The 13,942-nt window shown below is 65.8% G+C and carries 11 protein-coding genes and 1 pseudogene; 9 read left to right on the top strand and 3 right to left on the bottom strand.

The features are described from left to right. The first annotated feature begins 76 nt into the window (after window positions 1-76). Window positions 77-1,111 (top strand): N-acetyl-gamma-glutamyl-phosphate reductase, encoded by a 1,035-nt coding sequence (locus tag HPY65_11435; protein ID NPU85090.1) that lies wholly within the window; start codon window positions 77-79, stop codon window positions 1,109-1,111. A 126-nt stretch (window positions 1,112-1,237) separates the two neighbouring features. After that, the gene (locus tag HPY65_11430) at window positions 1,238-2,719 is read left to right on the top strand and encodes a cysteine--tRNA ligase (GenBank protein NPU85089.1); all 1,482 of its coding nucleotides are present in this window, start codon (window positions 1,238-1,240) and stop codon (window positions 2,717-2,719) included. Window positions 2,720-2,859: 140 nt separating this feature from the next. Here HPY65_11430 and HPY65_11425 read toward each other — a convergent pair whose 3' ends face one another. Beyond that, window positions 2,860-3,588, bottom strand: a complete 729-nt coding sequence (locus HPY65_11425; GenBank protein ID NPU85088.1) for a L,D-transpeptidase family protein — start codon at window positions 3,586-3,588, stop codon at window positions 2,860-2,862. 270 nt (window positions 3,589-3,858) lie between these two features. Between HPY65_11425 and HPY65_11420 the strand changes: the two genes are divergently transcribed. The 5 genes and pseudogenes from HPY65_11420 to HPY65_11400 all read left to right on the top strand — a co-directional run bounded on the left by HPY65_11420 (window position 3,859) and on the right by HPY65_11400 (window position 9,249). Beyond that, on the top strand, window positions 3,859-4,119 hold the full coding sequence (locus HPY65_11420) for a DUF493 domain-containing protein (GenBank protein ID NPU85087.1): 261 nt from the start codon (window positions 3,859-3,861) through the stop codon (window positions 4,117-4,119). Window positions 4,120-4,177: 58 nt separating this feature from the next. Then, complete coding sequence (locus HPY65_11415; GenBank protein NPU85086.1) at window positions 4,178-5,746, top strand: bifunctional metallophosphatase/5'-nucleotidase; 1,569 nt, start codon at window positions 4,178-4,180, stop codon at window positions 5,744-5,746. A gap of 63 nt (window positions 5,747-5,809) precedes the next feature. Beyond that, window positions 5,810-6,031 carry a hypothetical protein gene (locus HPY65_11410; protein ID NPU85085.1) on the top strand — a complete coding sequence of 74 codons (222 nt, stop codon included), beginning with the start codon at window positions 5,810-5,812 and terminating at the stop codon, window positions 6,029-6,031. Window positions 6,032-6,106: 75 nt separating this feature from the next. Then, complete coding sequence (locus tag HPY65_11405) at window positions 6,107-7,333, top strand: 2-hydroxyacyl-CoA dehydratase (protein ID NPU85084.1); 1,227 nt, start codon at window positions 6,107-6,109, stop codon at window positions 7,331-7,333. Next, a pseudogene (locus HPY65_11400) lies at window positions 7,330-9,249 on the top strand (hypothetical protein). Before HPY65_11405 ends, HPY65_11400 begins: the two are co-directional and overlap by 4 nt. Window positions 9,250-9,322: 73 nt before the next feature. Here the strand turns inward: HPY65_11400 and HPY65_11395 are convergent. Further along, a complete protein-coding gene (locus HPY65_11395; protein ID NPU85083.1) occupies window positions 9,323-10,558 on the bottom strand; it encodes an MFS transporter in 1,236 nt (411 codons plus the stop codon). 111 nt (window positions 10,559-10,669) lie between these two features. Then, entirely contained in the window at window positions 10,670-11,476 is an 807-nt protein-coding gene (locus tag HPY65_11390; protein ID NPU85082.1) for a gamma-glutamyl-gamma-aminobutyrate hydrolase family protein, read from the bottom strand. 363 nt (window positions 11,477-11,839) lie between these two features. On the opposite strand from HPY65_11390, the gene HPY65_11385 reads away from it, so the two are divergent. Together HPY65_11385 and HPY65_11380 are read left to right on the top strand one after the other, a co-directional pair. Then, window positions 11,840-13,189 carry a SpoIID/LytB domain-containing protein gene (locus tag HPY65_11385; protein NPU85081.1) on the top strand — a complete coding sequence of 450 codons (1,350 nt, stop codon included), beginning with the start codon at window positions 11,840-11,842 and terminating at the stop codon, window positions 13,187-13,189. Further along, a complete protein-coding gene (locus HPY65_11380; protein ID NPU85080.1) occupies window positions 13,182-13,928 on the top strand; it encodes a nucleotidyltransferase family protein in 747 nt (248 codons plus the stop codon). The genes HPY65_11385 and HPY65_11380 overlap by 8 nt, the downstream gene beginning before the upstream one ends. Window positions 13,929-13,942 lie beyond the last annotated feature (14 nt).

The following is a 13,942-nucleotide window of genomic DNA, read 5'->3' as shown; positions in this document are numbered from 1 at the left end:
TTTTTCGCCCCCTCCCGGGCATTCTTTTCCCATTGTCCGGTGTTCATCGACACCGGAAAATCCGGATGGCGGAAACATGAAAATTGGAATCTATGGAGCAAGCGGATACACGGGCCAGGAACTGCTGCGGATCCTTCTGAACCACCCCCATGTGCAAGTCGCGGCAGTCACGTCCCGCCAGTACAAGGGAATGGCCGTTTCCGATCTCTATCCCGTTTTTACGGACCGGACGAACCTTGTCTTTCTGGACGCCTCGCCGGAAGAAGTGGCCGGGGCGGTAGACTTTGTCTTTCTGGCCCTTCCCCACGGCGGAGCGATGAAAGTAGCCTCGCATTTTCTCGATGCCGGGAAGAAGGTCGTCGACCTGAGCGCCGACTTTCGCCTCCGGAAGGTGGAGACCTTCGAGGCCTGGTACGAGAAGCACGGAGCCCCGGGCCTTATCGAAGAAGCGGTCTACGGCATCCCCGAGCTGTACCGGAGCGAGATCAAGGCGGCCCGGTTCGTCGCCAATCCGGGCTGCTACCCCACCAGCATCATTCTCGGATTTGCGCCGCTCCTGAAAGAGGGATTGATCGATACGGAAACACTCATTGCCGACTCCAAGTCCGGCGTGAGTGGCGCCGGACGGGAGGCCCAGATCGGCTCGCTCTTCTGCGAGGTTGATGAAGGGTTCAAGGCCTACAAGGTGGGCCAGCACAGGCACACACCGGAGATCGAGCAGGAACTCGGCGTTCTGGCGGGCCGGGATATCTTTCTCTCTTTCACCCCCCATCTGTTGCCTGTGAACAGGGGGATCCTGAGCACCCTTTACGCCCGCCTGACGAGGAGCCTGTCCACGGCGGACCTGACGGATCTTTTCCGCCGCTTCTACGAGCGGGAGCCCTTCGTCCGGATCTACCGGGAAGGCAGCGTTCCCAACATCTCGTCGGTCAAGGGAACCAACTTCTGCGACATCGGCGTCGTCGCCGACGGGCGGACGGGGCGGGTCATCGTTCTCTCGGCCATCGACAATCTCGTGAAGGGGGCCTCGGGACAAGCTGTCCAGAACATGAACCTGATGTGCGGTTTCCCGGAGGACGCGGGGCTGGGGATGCTGTCCGTGTTCCCCTGAGGCCCGTCCGCGGCGCCGACCGGTGTTTCATTGCCCGGGCCGGACCCGCGCGGATATTCCGCTTTGAACATCCCGCAGGCGCCAGGGCAATTTCCTGACCGGACGCCTGCTCATGGAGGAGTTTTCATGTCCCTGAAACTCTACAACACCCTGACGAGACGGAAAGAGGAATTCAAACCCATCGTGCCCGGGAAAGTGGGGATGTACGTCTGCGGGATCACCGCCTACGACGTCTGCCACATCGGCCATGCCCGCTCCGCCGTCGTCTTCGACGTCATCACCCGCTACTTCCGATACGCCGGCTTCGACGTAACCTACGTGAAGAACTTCACCGACGTGGACGACAAGATCATCGAACGGGCCAACCGGGAGAAAGCGACGATTGGCGACATCTCGGAGCGCTTCATCGCCCGGCACAACGAGGACATGGGGGCTCTCGGCATCGAGCCGCCCTCGGTGACGCCCAAGGCGACGGAGAACATCGAGGGCATGATCCGCCTTATCCGGACCCTGGAGGAGAAGGGCCTTGCCTACGCGATGGACGGGGACGTGTACTATTCCGTAGAGGGATTCCGGGGTTACGGGAAGCTCTCGGGGCGCAACCTGGAGGACATGCTGGCGGGCGCCAGGGTGGACGTGAACGAGCGGAAAAGGAACCCCCTCGACTTCGCCCTCTGGAAGGCCAGCAAGGAAGGAGAGCCCTGGTGGGAGAGCCCCTGGGGGCCCGGCCGGCCGGGTTGGCATATCGAGTGCTCCGTCATGAGCCAGCGCTTTCTTGGCGAGACCTTCGACATCCACGGCGGCGGCGAGGATCTGATCTTTCCCCACCACGAGAACGAGATCGCCCAGTCCGAGGGCGCCTACGGAAAGCCCTTCGCCAACTACTGGCTCCACAACGGCTTCGTCCGGATCAATTCCGAGAAGATGTCCAAGTCCCTCGGGAACTTCTTCACCATTGAGGAGATGCTCCGGCGCTATGCCCCGGAGGTCCTGCGCTTCTTCATGCTCCAGAGCCATTACCGGAGCCCCGTCGACTTCTCCGAGGAGTCGCTGGCCGAGGCCCGGCAGGGCATGGACCGCTGCTACAGCACGCTGAAGGCGCTTCAGGACGCCCTGAAGGCGGGCGAGGGCGCGGCGGAGGCCGCCCCGTCGTCGCTGACCGGGAAGGAGAAGGACCTGGCGGAGGTCCTGACCCGTCTGCCGGAGCGGTTCGCCGAGGCCATGAACGACGACTTCAACACGGCCCGGGCGCTGGGCTACGTCTTCGACGTGATCCGCCACCTGAACGGCTACCTCCTGGACAAGGCCTTCAGCGTCACGCCTGCCTCCATGGCGGTCCTGCGCCAGGCCCGGGAGACCCTCGACAGGCTCGGCCGGGTCTTCGGGTTGTTCCTGGTGGATCCGGACCGCTACCTCCTGGAGGACCGGGAGCGGGAAGCGGCCAAGCGGGGACTGGACGTGGCAGAAATCGAGCGGCTCATCACCGGACGCCGGGAGGCCAGGGAGAACAAGGACTGGCACAGGGCCGACGAGATCCGGAAGGAACTGGCGGCCCGGCATGTTGTGCTGAAGGACGGTCCGTCCGGAACGACCTGGAGCATCCAGTAGGAAAGCCGGGTCGGTAAAAAAAGACAAGGGCGCGGGAGAATGGCCGGAGGGTCATGGGCCCGCGCCCTTTTTTTATGGCTGTGGAAGCAAGGATCGGGTAATTCGTTTTTCGTCTGCCTTCGGCGCTTCTGCCGACTGATTCAGGGCAGGCTCCAGGGGGCGCGCCTTTTTTCGTATTCCACATCCGGCAGTTGAATCAGGACCGGTTGCGCTTCCGGTTCGAGCCAGCGCAGGACCCGCTCCAGGTCTTTCTCCGCCAGGGCCGTGCATCCCTCCGTCGGCGATGCGGGTCCCTGCCACCGATGCAGGAAAATGCACGAGCCGGCCCCCGGCAGGACGGGATCGGCGTTGTGCTCGATGACAGCCCCCAGGCGATAGAGACCGTCCTCCCGGAGCATCGCCTCGCGGCTCTTCCAGTCCGGCTCGATGCCCGCGCCGTCCAGGATGCGGTTGTAGGAGGCCGATACCGGGTCGTCGATGCAGAACGTCTCCGGTGCGATTCGCCGGTAAGGGAGCCGGATCCACGGGACTTCCTCCGGTGCCGCGTGCCCGAAGGCCCGCCGGATCCGGAAAATCCCCGCCGGTGCCGTCCCGTCGCCCTCCCGTTTGCGCGGCTCTTCCTCCTCCGTCAGTGGATGAATCCCCCGCCCCCAGGCAAGGCCGTGTTTCCCCAGAATGACCGGCAGGTTCCCGGGATCGAAGCGCCAGGGCGAACGAAGATGCTCCCGGGAGCAGAGACACATCATGCCTTCCGTCGCCTTCCATCCATCAGCCCGCACGACCAGGGCCTGCCGGCATTTCCACGGCCAGGCGTCCCCGAGACGCTCCATCTCCAGGCAGGCGGGGGTTTGGGGTAACGTCGATTCCATAGCTCCTCCGGCATTTCCGGCACCGCTTTCTACCACAGGATGGAGGGACGTGCATGGCCAAATAGCGGTTCGGCCGGCCGCCTGCAGGCGGCGTTGATCCCGCCGGCTCCCTCCATGGATGCTGGATTCGAAATATTCCGAGAAATGTTGATGCCTTCCCTCCAGGTCATGGGCATTACGCATCATAGTGCTTTTCAGTGCAAGCCCGTTCATGCAATAAAGGCCTGCAGGCCGCGGTCCCGCCCGCCTCGGATAAAGGAGCGACACATCATGAGTGGAAAGAATCGGAAGCCCGTCATTGAGTATCCGTGCCAATGGGTTTACAAGATCATAGGCCCCGACGAGGCGGCCCTGCGGGAGGCGGTGACTCAGGTGGTCCAGAATCTTCCCCATACGGTGGCGCTTTCCAATACGAGCGCCACTGGCCGTTACTGCTGCCTGAATGTCGAGTTGACCGTGGCGGACGAGAATGTCCGGACAAGCCTTTACGAGATGCTGAAAAACCACCCGGCCGTCCGGATCGTCCTGTGAACGATTCGACCGGCCGGCAATGCCGGGCTTGAAAAACGTCGGTTCCAAGGGAGAGCTCATGAATTGGAAGAAATCGGCACTGGGAACCGGCAGGATCCGTTCTTTTCCAGGGACGGCCCTGTTACTGATCCTTCTCCTCTGCCTGACGGCCGTCTGCACGCTTGCCGGCACGGCGGGCGCACGACCCACCGTCGCGCTCACGATCCTTCACGTCAACGATACCCACGGCCACATCCTGCCCGGCGTCGTCAAGACGGTGGACCCCGAGCGGCCCGTCGGCGGGGCCGCCTGGCTGGCGCAGATGATCGAGGACGAGCGGGCGAAAAACCCGCAGGGAACGCTGCTCCTTTCGGGGGGCGACATGTTCCAGGGGACGGCGATCTCCAACGTCTTCCGGGGGGCGCCCGTGACGGAGATCATGAACGCGCTGGCCTTCGACGCCATGGCCGTGGGCAACCACGAGTTCGACTGGGGGATGGACACCCTGAGGAAACTCCGGACGGCGGCCCGCACGCCCTGGCTCGCGGCGAACATTGTCGACGGGCAGGGAAAGGGGCTGCCGGGCGTGAAGCCATGGATCATCGCGGAACGGAAGGGGATCCGGATCGCCGTCATTGGGATCACGACCCCCGAGACGGCCTGGACGACGAAGCCCGGGAACGTGGCGGGGCTGACGTTCCGGGAGCCGAAGGACGTCCTGCCTGGGCTGATCCGGCAGGTCCGGGCGGAAGGGGCGCGCCTCGTCGTCGTCCTTTCCCACTGCGGGCTCGACGCGGACCGGAAAACCGCCGGGGAGGTGGAAGGTATCGACGTCATCGTCGGCGGCCACAGCCACACGGCCGTGATGGACCCCGTCGTCGTGGGGAAGACGGTGATCGTCCAGGCGGGCTGCTACGGCCAGTACCTGGGTGTTCTCGAACTGCAGGTGGATCCGGAGGAGGGCCGGATCACGGGTTTCACGGAGAAAAACGAGCTGAAGGCCGTCTATTCCGGGCCGAAGGATTCCTTCGATCCGGCGATTGCCGCGATCGTGGCGTCCTACGACGACCGGATCCGGGACCGCTTCGCCGCCGTCGTCGGCTCGACGGAGGTCGACCTGACGCGGAATTACCGGGGCGAGTCGAACCTGGGCGACCTGATCGCCGACGCCATGAGGGAGGCCGCAGGGGCCGACATCGCCCTGATGAACAGCGGCGGCATCCGGACGGACATCTCCCGGGGGGCCGTCACGCTGGAGATTCTTTACACCCTCCTGCCCTTCGACAACCTCCTGGTCTCCATGGACCTGACGGGGCGACAGGTGCTTCAGATCCTGGAAGAGAGCGCCCGCGGGAGCCGCGGAAGCCTCCAGATCTCCGGACTCCGGGTGACGGCCGATCTGACAAGGCCTGCCGGACAGCGGATTGTGGGCGTCGAGATCGACGGCCGGCCCCTCGCGGCGGAAAAGACGTACCGGGTCGTCACGAACGACTTCCTGGCGGCGGGGGGAGACGAGTTCACCGTGTTCCGGGAGGGGAAGAACGTCGTGTACGGAGACGACCTCCGGGACGTCGCGGCGGCCTACCTGAAAAAACATTCCCCCGTCCGGCCCCGCATCGAGGGGCGCATCGAGGTGAGGGGAATCTGAAGGGCTTCCGCCGCACCCTGATCGAGGTTCGCTGCCTGATGCGGGCAGCGGGGAGGCAAATTCATGGAAAAGGAGCGAATCCGGGTCTTCGTGAACGACCGGCCCATGACGATCTACCGGGGTCTGGCGGTAAAGCACGCCCTGATCGCCGCCGGAGGCGACCTGTACAAGCCTGCGCTCGATGGTGACGTGGCGGTCCGGGACGAAAACGGATTCGTCCTCGGCCTGGAAGGTGCCCTCCACGACGGGGCCCGACTGTACGTGGCACTGCCGGAGCGGCGGTGAAGGGTGCGAAGGAACAGGATGGAAACGGTCCGCCCGGTGCGGAGACCGGGCCGTCCCGAACGAAAAGGGTAAAGAATGAGCGAGAACGTTACTTCCAAACAGCTCCTGGATCACTACGCACGGAAGGTTTATGCCGACGCGGCGGCGGCCAAGGCCGCCGGAAGGCCCGTCGGCTGGTCCACGGCCATCGTGCCCCAGGAGTTCTTCGAGACCATGGACCTGCCCCTCGTCTACCCGGAGAACCACTCGGCCGTCATCTCGGCCCGGAAGCGGGCCCTCGGGTTCCTGGAGCGGGCCGAGGGGTACGGCTATCACGCCGACGTCTGCGGGTACATGCGGGTCAACTTCGGTTACCTCCTGGAAGGGGCAGAGGGAGACGATGACGTGCCGCCGGCGCCGGTTCCTGACTTCGTCGTCTGCTGCAACAACTACTGCACCATGATCGTCAAGTGGTACGAAAACCTCGCGAAGGAGCTGGGGGTTCCCCTGTTCATGATCGACATGCCCTACAACCCGGAGGGCGCCGTGGATGATGCGCGGGTGCGGTACATCCGGGCCCAGTTCGACCGCCTCGTCGGGCAGCTGGAGGACCTGACGGGCCGCCCGTTCGACCAGGAACGGTTCCGGGAGGTGATGGAGATCTCCCGGGAGAACGCCCGGCTGTGGAAGCGGGCCTTCGAACTTGTGGGCCACGTTCCGTCGCCGGCGAACGGCTTCGACTTCTACAACTATCTGACCCTGATGGTCTTCATGCGAGGGCGCGCCGAGACGACGGAGGTCCTCCGCCTGTGGATCCGGGAGATGGAGGGGAAAATTGCCCGTGGCGAAGGGCCGTTCCGGGATGCCGCGGAGAAGTTCCGGATCATGTTCGACGGCATCGCCTGCTGGCCGCAGCTCGCCCACACGGCGAAGGCCTTCCGCTCCTGGGGCATCAACATCACCGGCTCCAACTACCCCGACGGCTGGGCCGTCCAGTACGAGACGGGCGACCTGGACGGCATGGCCCGGGCCTACGCCTCCATCGCGAACAACATGAGCCTGGAGAAGGCGGTGGAGAAGCGGGTCGAGATCATCCGGCAGGGCCGCTGCGACGGCGCGGTCTATCACATGAACCGGAGCTGCAAGGTCATGGACTTCACGACCTACGAGGCGCAGCGGCGGGTCTTCGCCGAAACCGGCGTGCCCTACATCACCTTCGACGGGGACCAGGCGGACCCGCGGATCTTCGTTGCCGCCCAGTTCGACACGAGGGTCCAGGCCCTTGTCGAGATGATGGAGTCCCGGAAGGAGGCAGGGCGATGACCGGGGAGAAGCGAATCCGGGCGATCCTGTCCGAACTGGAGGAAACCGCCGCCCGTCCCGGCGAAGCCGCACAGAGATTGAAGCGGGAGAAGGGGAAGCCCTTGGTCGGCGTCCTGCCCTATTACGCCCCCGAGGAGATCGTTCATGCCGCGGGGATGCTTCCCGTGGGCGTCTGGGGCGGGACGGCGGATGCGTCCATGGCGGGCCACTATTTCCCACCCTTCGCCTGTCCCCTGGTGAAATCGGCCCTGGAACTGGCCCTCCGGGGCGTCTACGACGACCTCGCCGCCATGATCGTTCCGGCCCTCTGCGAGAGCCTGACCTTCTTCGGCCAGAATTTCCGGGCCGCCCGGTCGGGCATCCCCTTCGTGCCGGTGGTCCACCCGCAGAACCGCCGGAGTCCCGAGGGAGTGGCGTATCTCCGGGCGGAGTATGAAAAGGTCCGGGACCGGCTGGCGGAGATCGCCGGGCGGGCGGTTACGGCGCAGGACCTCGACCAGGCCATCGTGATCTTCAACGATCATCGCCGGGTCATGCGGGCCTTTTTCGAGGAAGCGCCCCGGCATTCGTCCCTCGTATCCCCCCGGATCCGCCACGCCGTCGCGAAGAGCGGTTATTTCATGGACCGGGCGGACCATGCCGCCCTTGTCGGCGAGCTGACGGGCCTCCTGCAGTCGCTGCCGGAGGAGGCCGTATCTGGGAAGCGGGTCGTTCTGACGGGGATCATGGCCGAGCCGGAGGGCCTCCTCGGGCTGTTCGCAGAGGTCGGCCTGGACATCGCGGCCGACGACCTGGCCCAGGAATCCAGGGCCTTCCGGACCGACGTGCCCGACGGGGGCGATCCCCTGGAGCGCCTTGCCCGCCGCTGGTCCCTCGTCGAGGGCTGCTCCCTGGCCTTCGATCCGGGAAAGGAGAGAAACCGGATCCTCCTGGACCTCGTGCGGAATTCCGGGGCCCGGGGCCTCGTCGTCCTGATGATGCAGTTCTGCGATCCCGAGGAGATGGACTATCCCCTCTACCGGAAAGAATTCGAGGCAGCGGGCATCCCCGTCCTTCACCTGGAAGTGGAGCCGCGGATGTCCCTGGAGCAGGCCCGGACGCGCCTCCAGTCCTTCGCGGAGATGATCTGACGCATGTATACGCTGGGCATCGACATCGGCTCCGCCTCGTCGAAGGCGGTCATTCTCGGGGACAACGGGGAAGTGGCAGGTCAGGCTGTTATCCCGGTGGGAACCGGCACGACGGGACCCGAGCGGGCGCTCCGGGAGGCCTTCGCACAGGCGGAAATCGCGCCGGAGGACGTAGGGCGGACGATCGCCACCGGCTACGGGCGGGTCACCTGGCAAGGGGCGGACCGGCAGGTCAGCGAGATCACCTGCCACGCCCGAGGGGTGCTCCACCGGATGCCGGAGGCCCGGACGATCATCGACATCGGCGGCCAGGACGTGAAGGCCATCGAGGTGGATCCGGACCGGGGCTTTGTCCGGAATTTCGTCATGAACGACAAGTGTGCCGCCGGGACGGGGCGCTTCCTGGAGGTGATGGCCCGAGTCCTGGGGCTGGAGGTCGAAAGGCTAGCGGAGGTCTCGAAGACCAGCGCCCGCACGGTCTCCATCAGCAGCATCTGCACGGTCTTCGCCGAGTCGGAGGTGATCTCCCACTTGTCCCGCGGGGAGGCCGTGCCGGATGTCCTGGCGGGAATCCACCAGTCCGTGGCGAAGCGTGTCGCCGGGCTCGTTTCCCGTCTCGGCGTCCGTCCGCCCGTGGTCCTCACCGGCGGCGTGGCGAAGAATCGCGGGGTCGTCCGGGCCCTGGAGAAGGAGCTCAAAACGGAGATCCGGATCGCACACTCCTGCCAGCTCACCGGCGCCCTCGGGGCCGCCCTCATCGCCCGGGAAGACCTGTCCAAAGGCTAAAAAAAAACCAGGGACACTTTCCCTATTTCCGTTTTTGCCGTCCCAAAAGAAATCAGCGGGAGAAATCCGGCGATCAATCACCGGGAGGAGGACCTGCGTCCGGCTCGGAGTTGACGCCCCAGCGTTTGTAGCGCAGGAGCAGGAGCAGCCCCGGAGCGGCCAGAAGGGTGCAGACGATGAAGAAGGCGGGCCAGCCGACGGCCGCGGCCAGGTATCCTGTCGGGGCGCCGGTTACATAGCGGCTCACGGCCATCAGGCTGCTCAGGAGGGCGTACTGGGTGGCGGTGAACCGGGTGTTGCACAGGCCCATCAGGAGGGCTGTGTAGGCCGCCGTGCCCATGCCGCTGGTGACGTTCTCGATCCCGATCACGACTCCCAGTGCCCAGATCTGCCGGCCCGTGAACTCCAGCAGGATGAAGGAGAGGGTCGAGATCCCCTGCAGGATGCCGAAGACAAAGAGGGATCGCTTCAGGCTCCAGCGGATCATCAGGGCACCTCCGGCGAGGGTCCCGGCGATGGTGGCCACCATCCCGAGTCCCTTGAAGACGGCCCCCAGCTCCGTCCGGGAGAACCCCACGTGCTGCAGGATGAAGGGCGTCGTCATCTGGGCCGCCGCCACGTCGCCGATCTTGTAGAGAACGACGAAGAGCAGGATCTCCAGCGATCCGGGTCTCCGGAAGAACTCCAGCAGGGGTTGGACCACCGCTTCCCGCAGGCTTGCGGGCGGCGCCACGGCCCGTCCCTCCCTGTCTTCCGGGTGGGGCTCCGGGGCGATCAGCGTGGCGATGCAGCCGATCGTCATGAGGCCGCCCATGAGGACATAGACGGTCCTCCAGGGGAGGTGGTCCGACAGGATGAGGGCCGCCGCGCCGCTGACCAGGATGGCGAGCCGGTACCCCATGATCCAGACGCCGGCGCCGGCGCCCCGCTCCTGTGGAGAAAGATACTCCGTCCGGTAGGCGTCCAGGACGATGTCCTGGCTGGCGCTGAAGAAAGCAATGGCCACCGCCAGGAGGGCGACCAGGGGCAGGTTCGACGAGGGGTTGAAAAAGCCCAGGGCGGCCAGGGTAACGACCAGGAGGATCTGGGTGACCAGCATCCAGCCCCGCCGGCGGCCCAGGAAGGGCGGGACGTACCGGTCCATCAGGGGGGACCAGAGGAACTTGAAGGCGTAGGGAAGGCCTGTCAGGGAAAAGACGCCGATGGTCCGGATGTCGATGCCCTCCGCCACCATCCAGGCCGTCAGCGTCCCTCCGGAAAGGGCCAGGGGCATCCCCGATGCGAACCCCAGGACGAGCATCAGGAGCATCCGGGGGGAGAGATAGATCTGGGCGATGCGGAGGCGGTTCATCATGGGACGCGTCGTTTCTCCTGGCGTGAGGATTTCCGCTGCCTGCCTGCGTGGACGGTCCCGGACAGGCTATCGCCCGTTCTGCATCCGCGTTTTCCGGATCCGGGCCGCTGCGACGAGGGCCTCGAAGAGCCGCCGCTGGGGCTCCTCGTCCCGCATCCGCTCCGGGTGCCACTGGACGCCGAGGACGAACCGTCCCGACCGCGTCCAGTCCGTGTCGGGGCCGGGCTCCACGGCCTCCGCGATACCGTCTTCCGACTTCCCCGATACGATAAGGTGACGGGCCGGGTGGGCCGGGTCGGCCGCCTGGTGGTGGAACGAGTTGGTCTCGACCCTGTTGCCGGGAGGATTCCCGACACCGGCGGCGGCGAGGCTGTCCGGAGTGAGGAGAACGTCATGGCGATACGGGCCCGGATCGATCCCGGTACGGTCTTTTCCTGCGTGGGGAAGTGGCGGGCCGCCGCCGGGGACCGCCCATTCGGTCCGGATGTCCTGGACAAGGCCGCCCCCGCAGGCGATCCAGAGGAGCTGGCAGCCGCCGCAGATCCCCAGGACAGGAAGGTCCGTGTTTTCCAGGACCCGCCGGGCCAGCTCCAGGTCGAAGCGGTCGCGCCGGGGTGCAACGAGCTCTTCCGCCGGCTGGGGGTGTCCCCCGTAATGTCCGGGATCGTAGTCCGCGCCACCGACGAAGAGCACGCCGTCGAGCATCGGCAGGACTTCCCGCAGGAAGTCCGGATCATCCAGCGCCGGGAGGCAGAGGGGCCAACCGCCGGCGGCCGCGACGGCATCCGGATAGTCCAGGTGGACCCGGAGGACGTCCGCCCCTTCCTGCTCCAGGACGGACATGTTGAGGCCGATAAGGGGTTGGTTCTCCATAGGGTATTCCCTGTGTGCGGCTGTTGAAAAAGGGCGTCTGCCGCGTTGCCCTTGTCCCGTGCCGCTCGACGTACGACAAAGTACGCCTCGCAGCCCGGAACTTCGGGCGCCTTGCATTCAACCCTTTTTGAACAGCCGCAGAGGTGGAAAAACGCTGTCGAAAACGGAAAGCAACCGGATTTGAATTCCGATTTTTTCCCGCCGTCTCCTTTCGCCCCGGGGCCGCCTCCCCGCCGAGGGCCGCGTTTCTTATAGTTGATCGGGGACGATGCGTCCATTACATTTCCAGCCTTGACGGACCCGCAAAAAGACCCTAGTCTGCCTGACGCCGCATTCCGCCTGCGGCCGGAACGGGGAGGGAGCATGATCCGGATGGAACCCGCCATAACTGTCGGCATCATCGGCCGCGCAGAAACCGTAACCGGAGCCTTCCGGGAAACGGTTTCCGTGAATGGACGGGATTTTCCGGCCGGTCCGTTCCGGGCGGTTGCGGACGGGGAGCATGTGGTTTTAAGCGGCGGACAAGACGGCGCCCCGGTCGTCGCCCGCTGCATCCGGTGCCGGGTTTCCGGCGATGCCCCTTTCGTCCTCCGGGACGTGACCATCGGTGTTGCGTTCCACTGGGAGCGCAGGCGGGAGCAGGCGTTCCAGGGCGACCTCGTCCTGGAGTGCAGGGAAGGCCTGCTCTCCGCCGTCAACGAGATCCCCCTGGAGGCCTACCTGGAGAGCGTCGTCTCATCGGAGATGAGCCCCGCAGCACCCCCGGAGTTTCTCAAGGCCCACGCGGTCCTCTCCCGGAGCTGGATCCTGGCCATGCTGGAGCGGAAGGCGGGGCGGCTCCGGGAATCTCCGGAGCGGAAAGCGGACGCGGCCGCCGGCTGTGACGATGCCGGGATCGCCGAGATCCGGCGCTGGTATGGCCGGGAGGACCACGAGCACTTCGACGTCTGCGCCGACGACCACTGCCAGCGTTACCAGGGCGTCGGGGCCGTGACGGAGAAGGCCCGGGAGGCCGTTGCGGCGACCCGGGGCCGGGTCCTCACCTGGCAGGGCGAGGTCTGCGACGCCCGCTATTCCAAGTGCTGCGGCGGCCGGACGGAGCGTTTCCAGAGCGCCTGGGAGGATGTCCATGTCCCCTACCTCGTTTCGGTGGCGGACGGACCGGCTTCTTTCCCGGTCGTCTCGAACGAGGAGGAGGCGGAGCGCTGGATCCGCTCGGAGCCGGAGGCCTGCTGCCGGGTCCGCGATCCGGACATCCTGAAGACCGTCCTTCCCGACTTCGACCGCGAGACGCCGGACTTTTTCCGCTGGAAGGTGGAGTACGGACGGGAGGAACTGCAGGCGATCCTGGAGGAAAAATCGGGACTGGGTTTCGGGGACCTCCTGGATCTCGTGCCTCTCGAGCGGGGGCCGTCGGGGCGGATCGTCCGCCTGCGCGTCGAGGGTTCCCGGCGGACCGTCGTCGTGGGCAAGGAGCTGGAGATCCGCCGCTGGCTCTCCCGGAGCCACCTCTACAGTAGCGCGTTTATCGTGGAAACGGAAGGCCCGCCGTCCGGTCCGCCCGAGCGTTTCATCATCCATGGAGCGGGCTGGGGCCACGGGGTCGGATTCTGCCAGATCGGGGCCGCCGCCTTGGCTTGGCGGGGCGACCGGGCGGAGGAGATCCTGGCCCGCTATTTCCCGGGGACGTCCCTGACGAGGCTTTATGACTGAACAGCCATCCGTTAGAACCGCATTCATCCTGGGCGCCGGGCTGGGGATGCGCCTCCGGCCCCTGACGGAGGAATGCCCGAAACCCCTTCTTCCCCTGGGCGGAAGGCCGATCATCACGTACGCCATGGAGCACCTCCGGGCGGCCGGCGTCGAGCGGTTCATCGTCAACACCCACCACCGGGCGGAGGCATACGCCCGCGCCTTCCCGGACGGGACCTGGCGGGGCCTTCCCGTTCTGTTCCGCCACGAACCGGTGCTCCTGGACACCGCCGGGGGGCTGAAGAACATCGAGGTTCTCCTGGACAGCGACGACGAAACGATCCTGGTGTACAACGGGGACGTCGTGAGCGACCTTCCCCTGGAGAGGCTCCTCACGGCCCATTTCCGGAGCCGGCCGGAGGCGATGCTGGCACTCCGCAGTTCCGGCGGCCTCCGGAACGTCAGCGTCGACGGGGAGGGGCGGATCTGCGACATGCGGGGGATCCTGGGAAATCCCGGGACGCGGCAGTGCCTGTTTACCGGGATCTACGCGGTGGAGCGGGCCTTCCTCGATCGCCTGGAGCCGGGGCGGATCGAGTCGGTGGTCCCCGTTTTCGTGGAGATGATCCGTCGGCAGCCGGGATCCGTCGGCTCGGTGATCATTGATGAGGGGTCATGGCACGACATCGGCACGGTCGAGGCCTACAATCGGCTGGATGAGGAGTTTGCCTCCCGGGGTTCCGGGGCGTTCCGCAAATAGCGCACAGCGCGGCG

Source organism: Syntrophaceae bacterium (assembly GCA_013177825.1).
Lineage (GTDB): Bacteria > Desulfobacterota > Syntrophia > Syntrophales > PHBD01 > PHBD01.
This window is presented reverse-complemented; position numbering and strand designations above follow the sequence as displayed.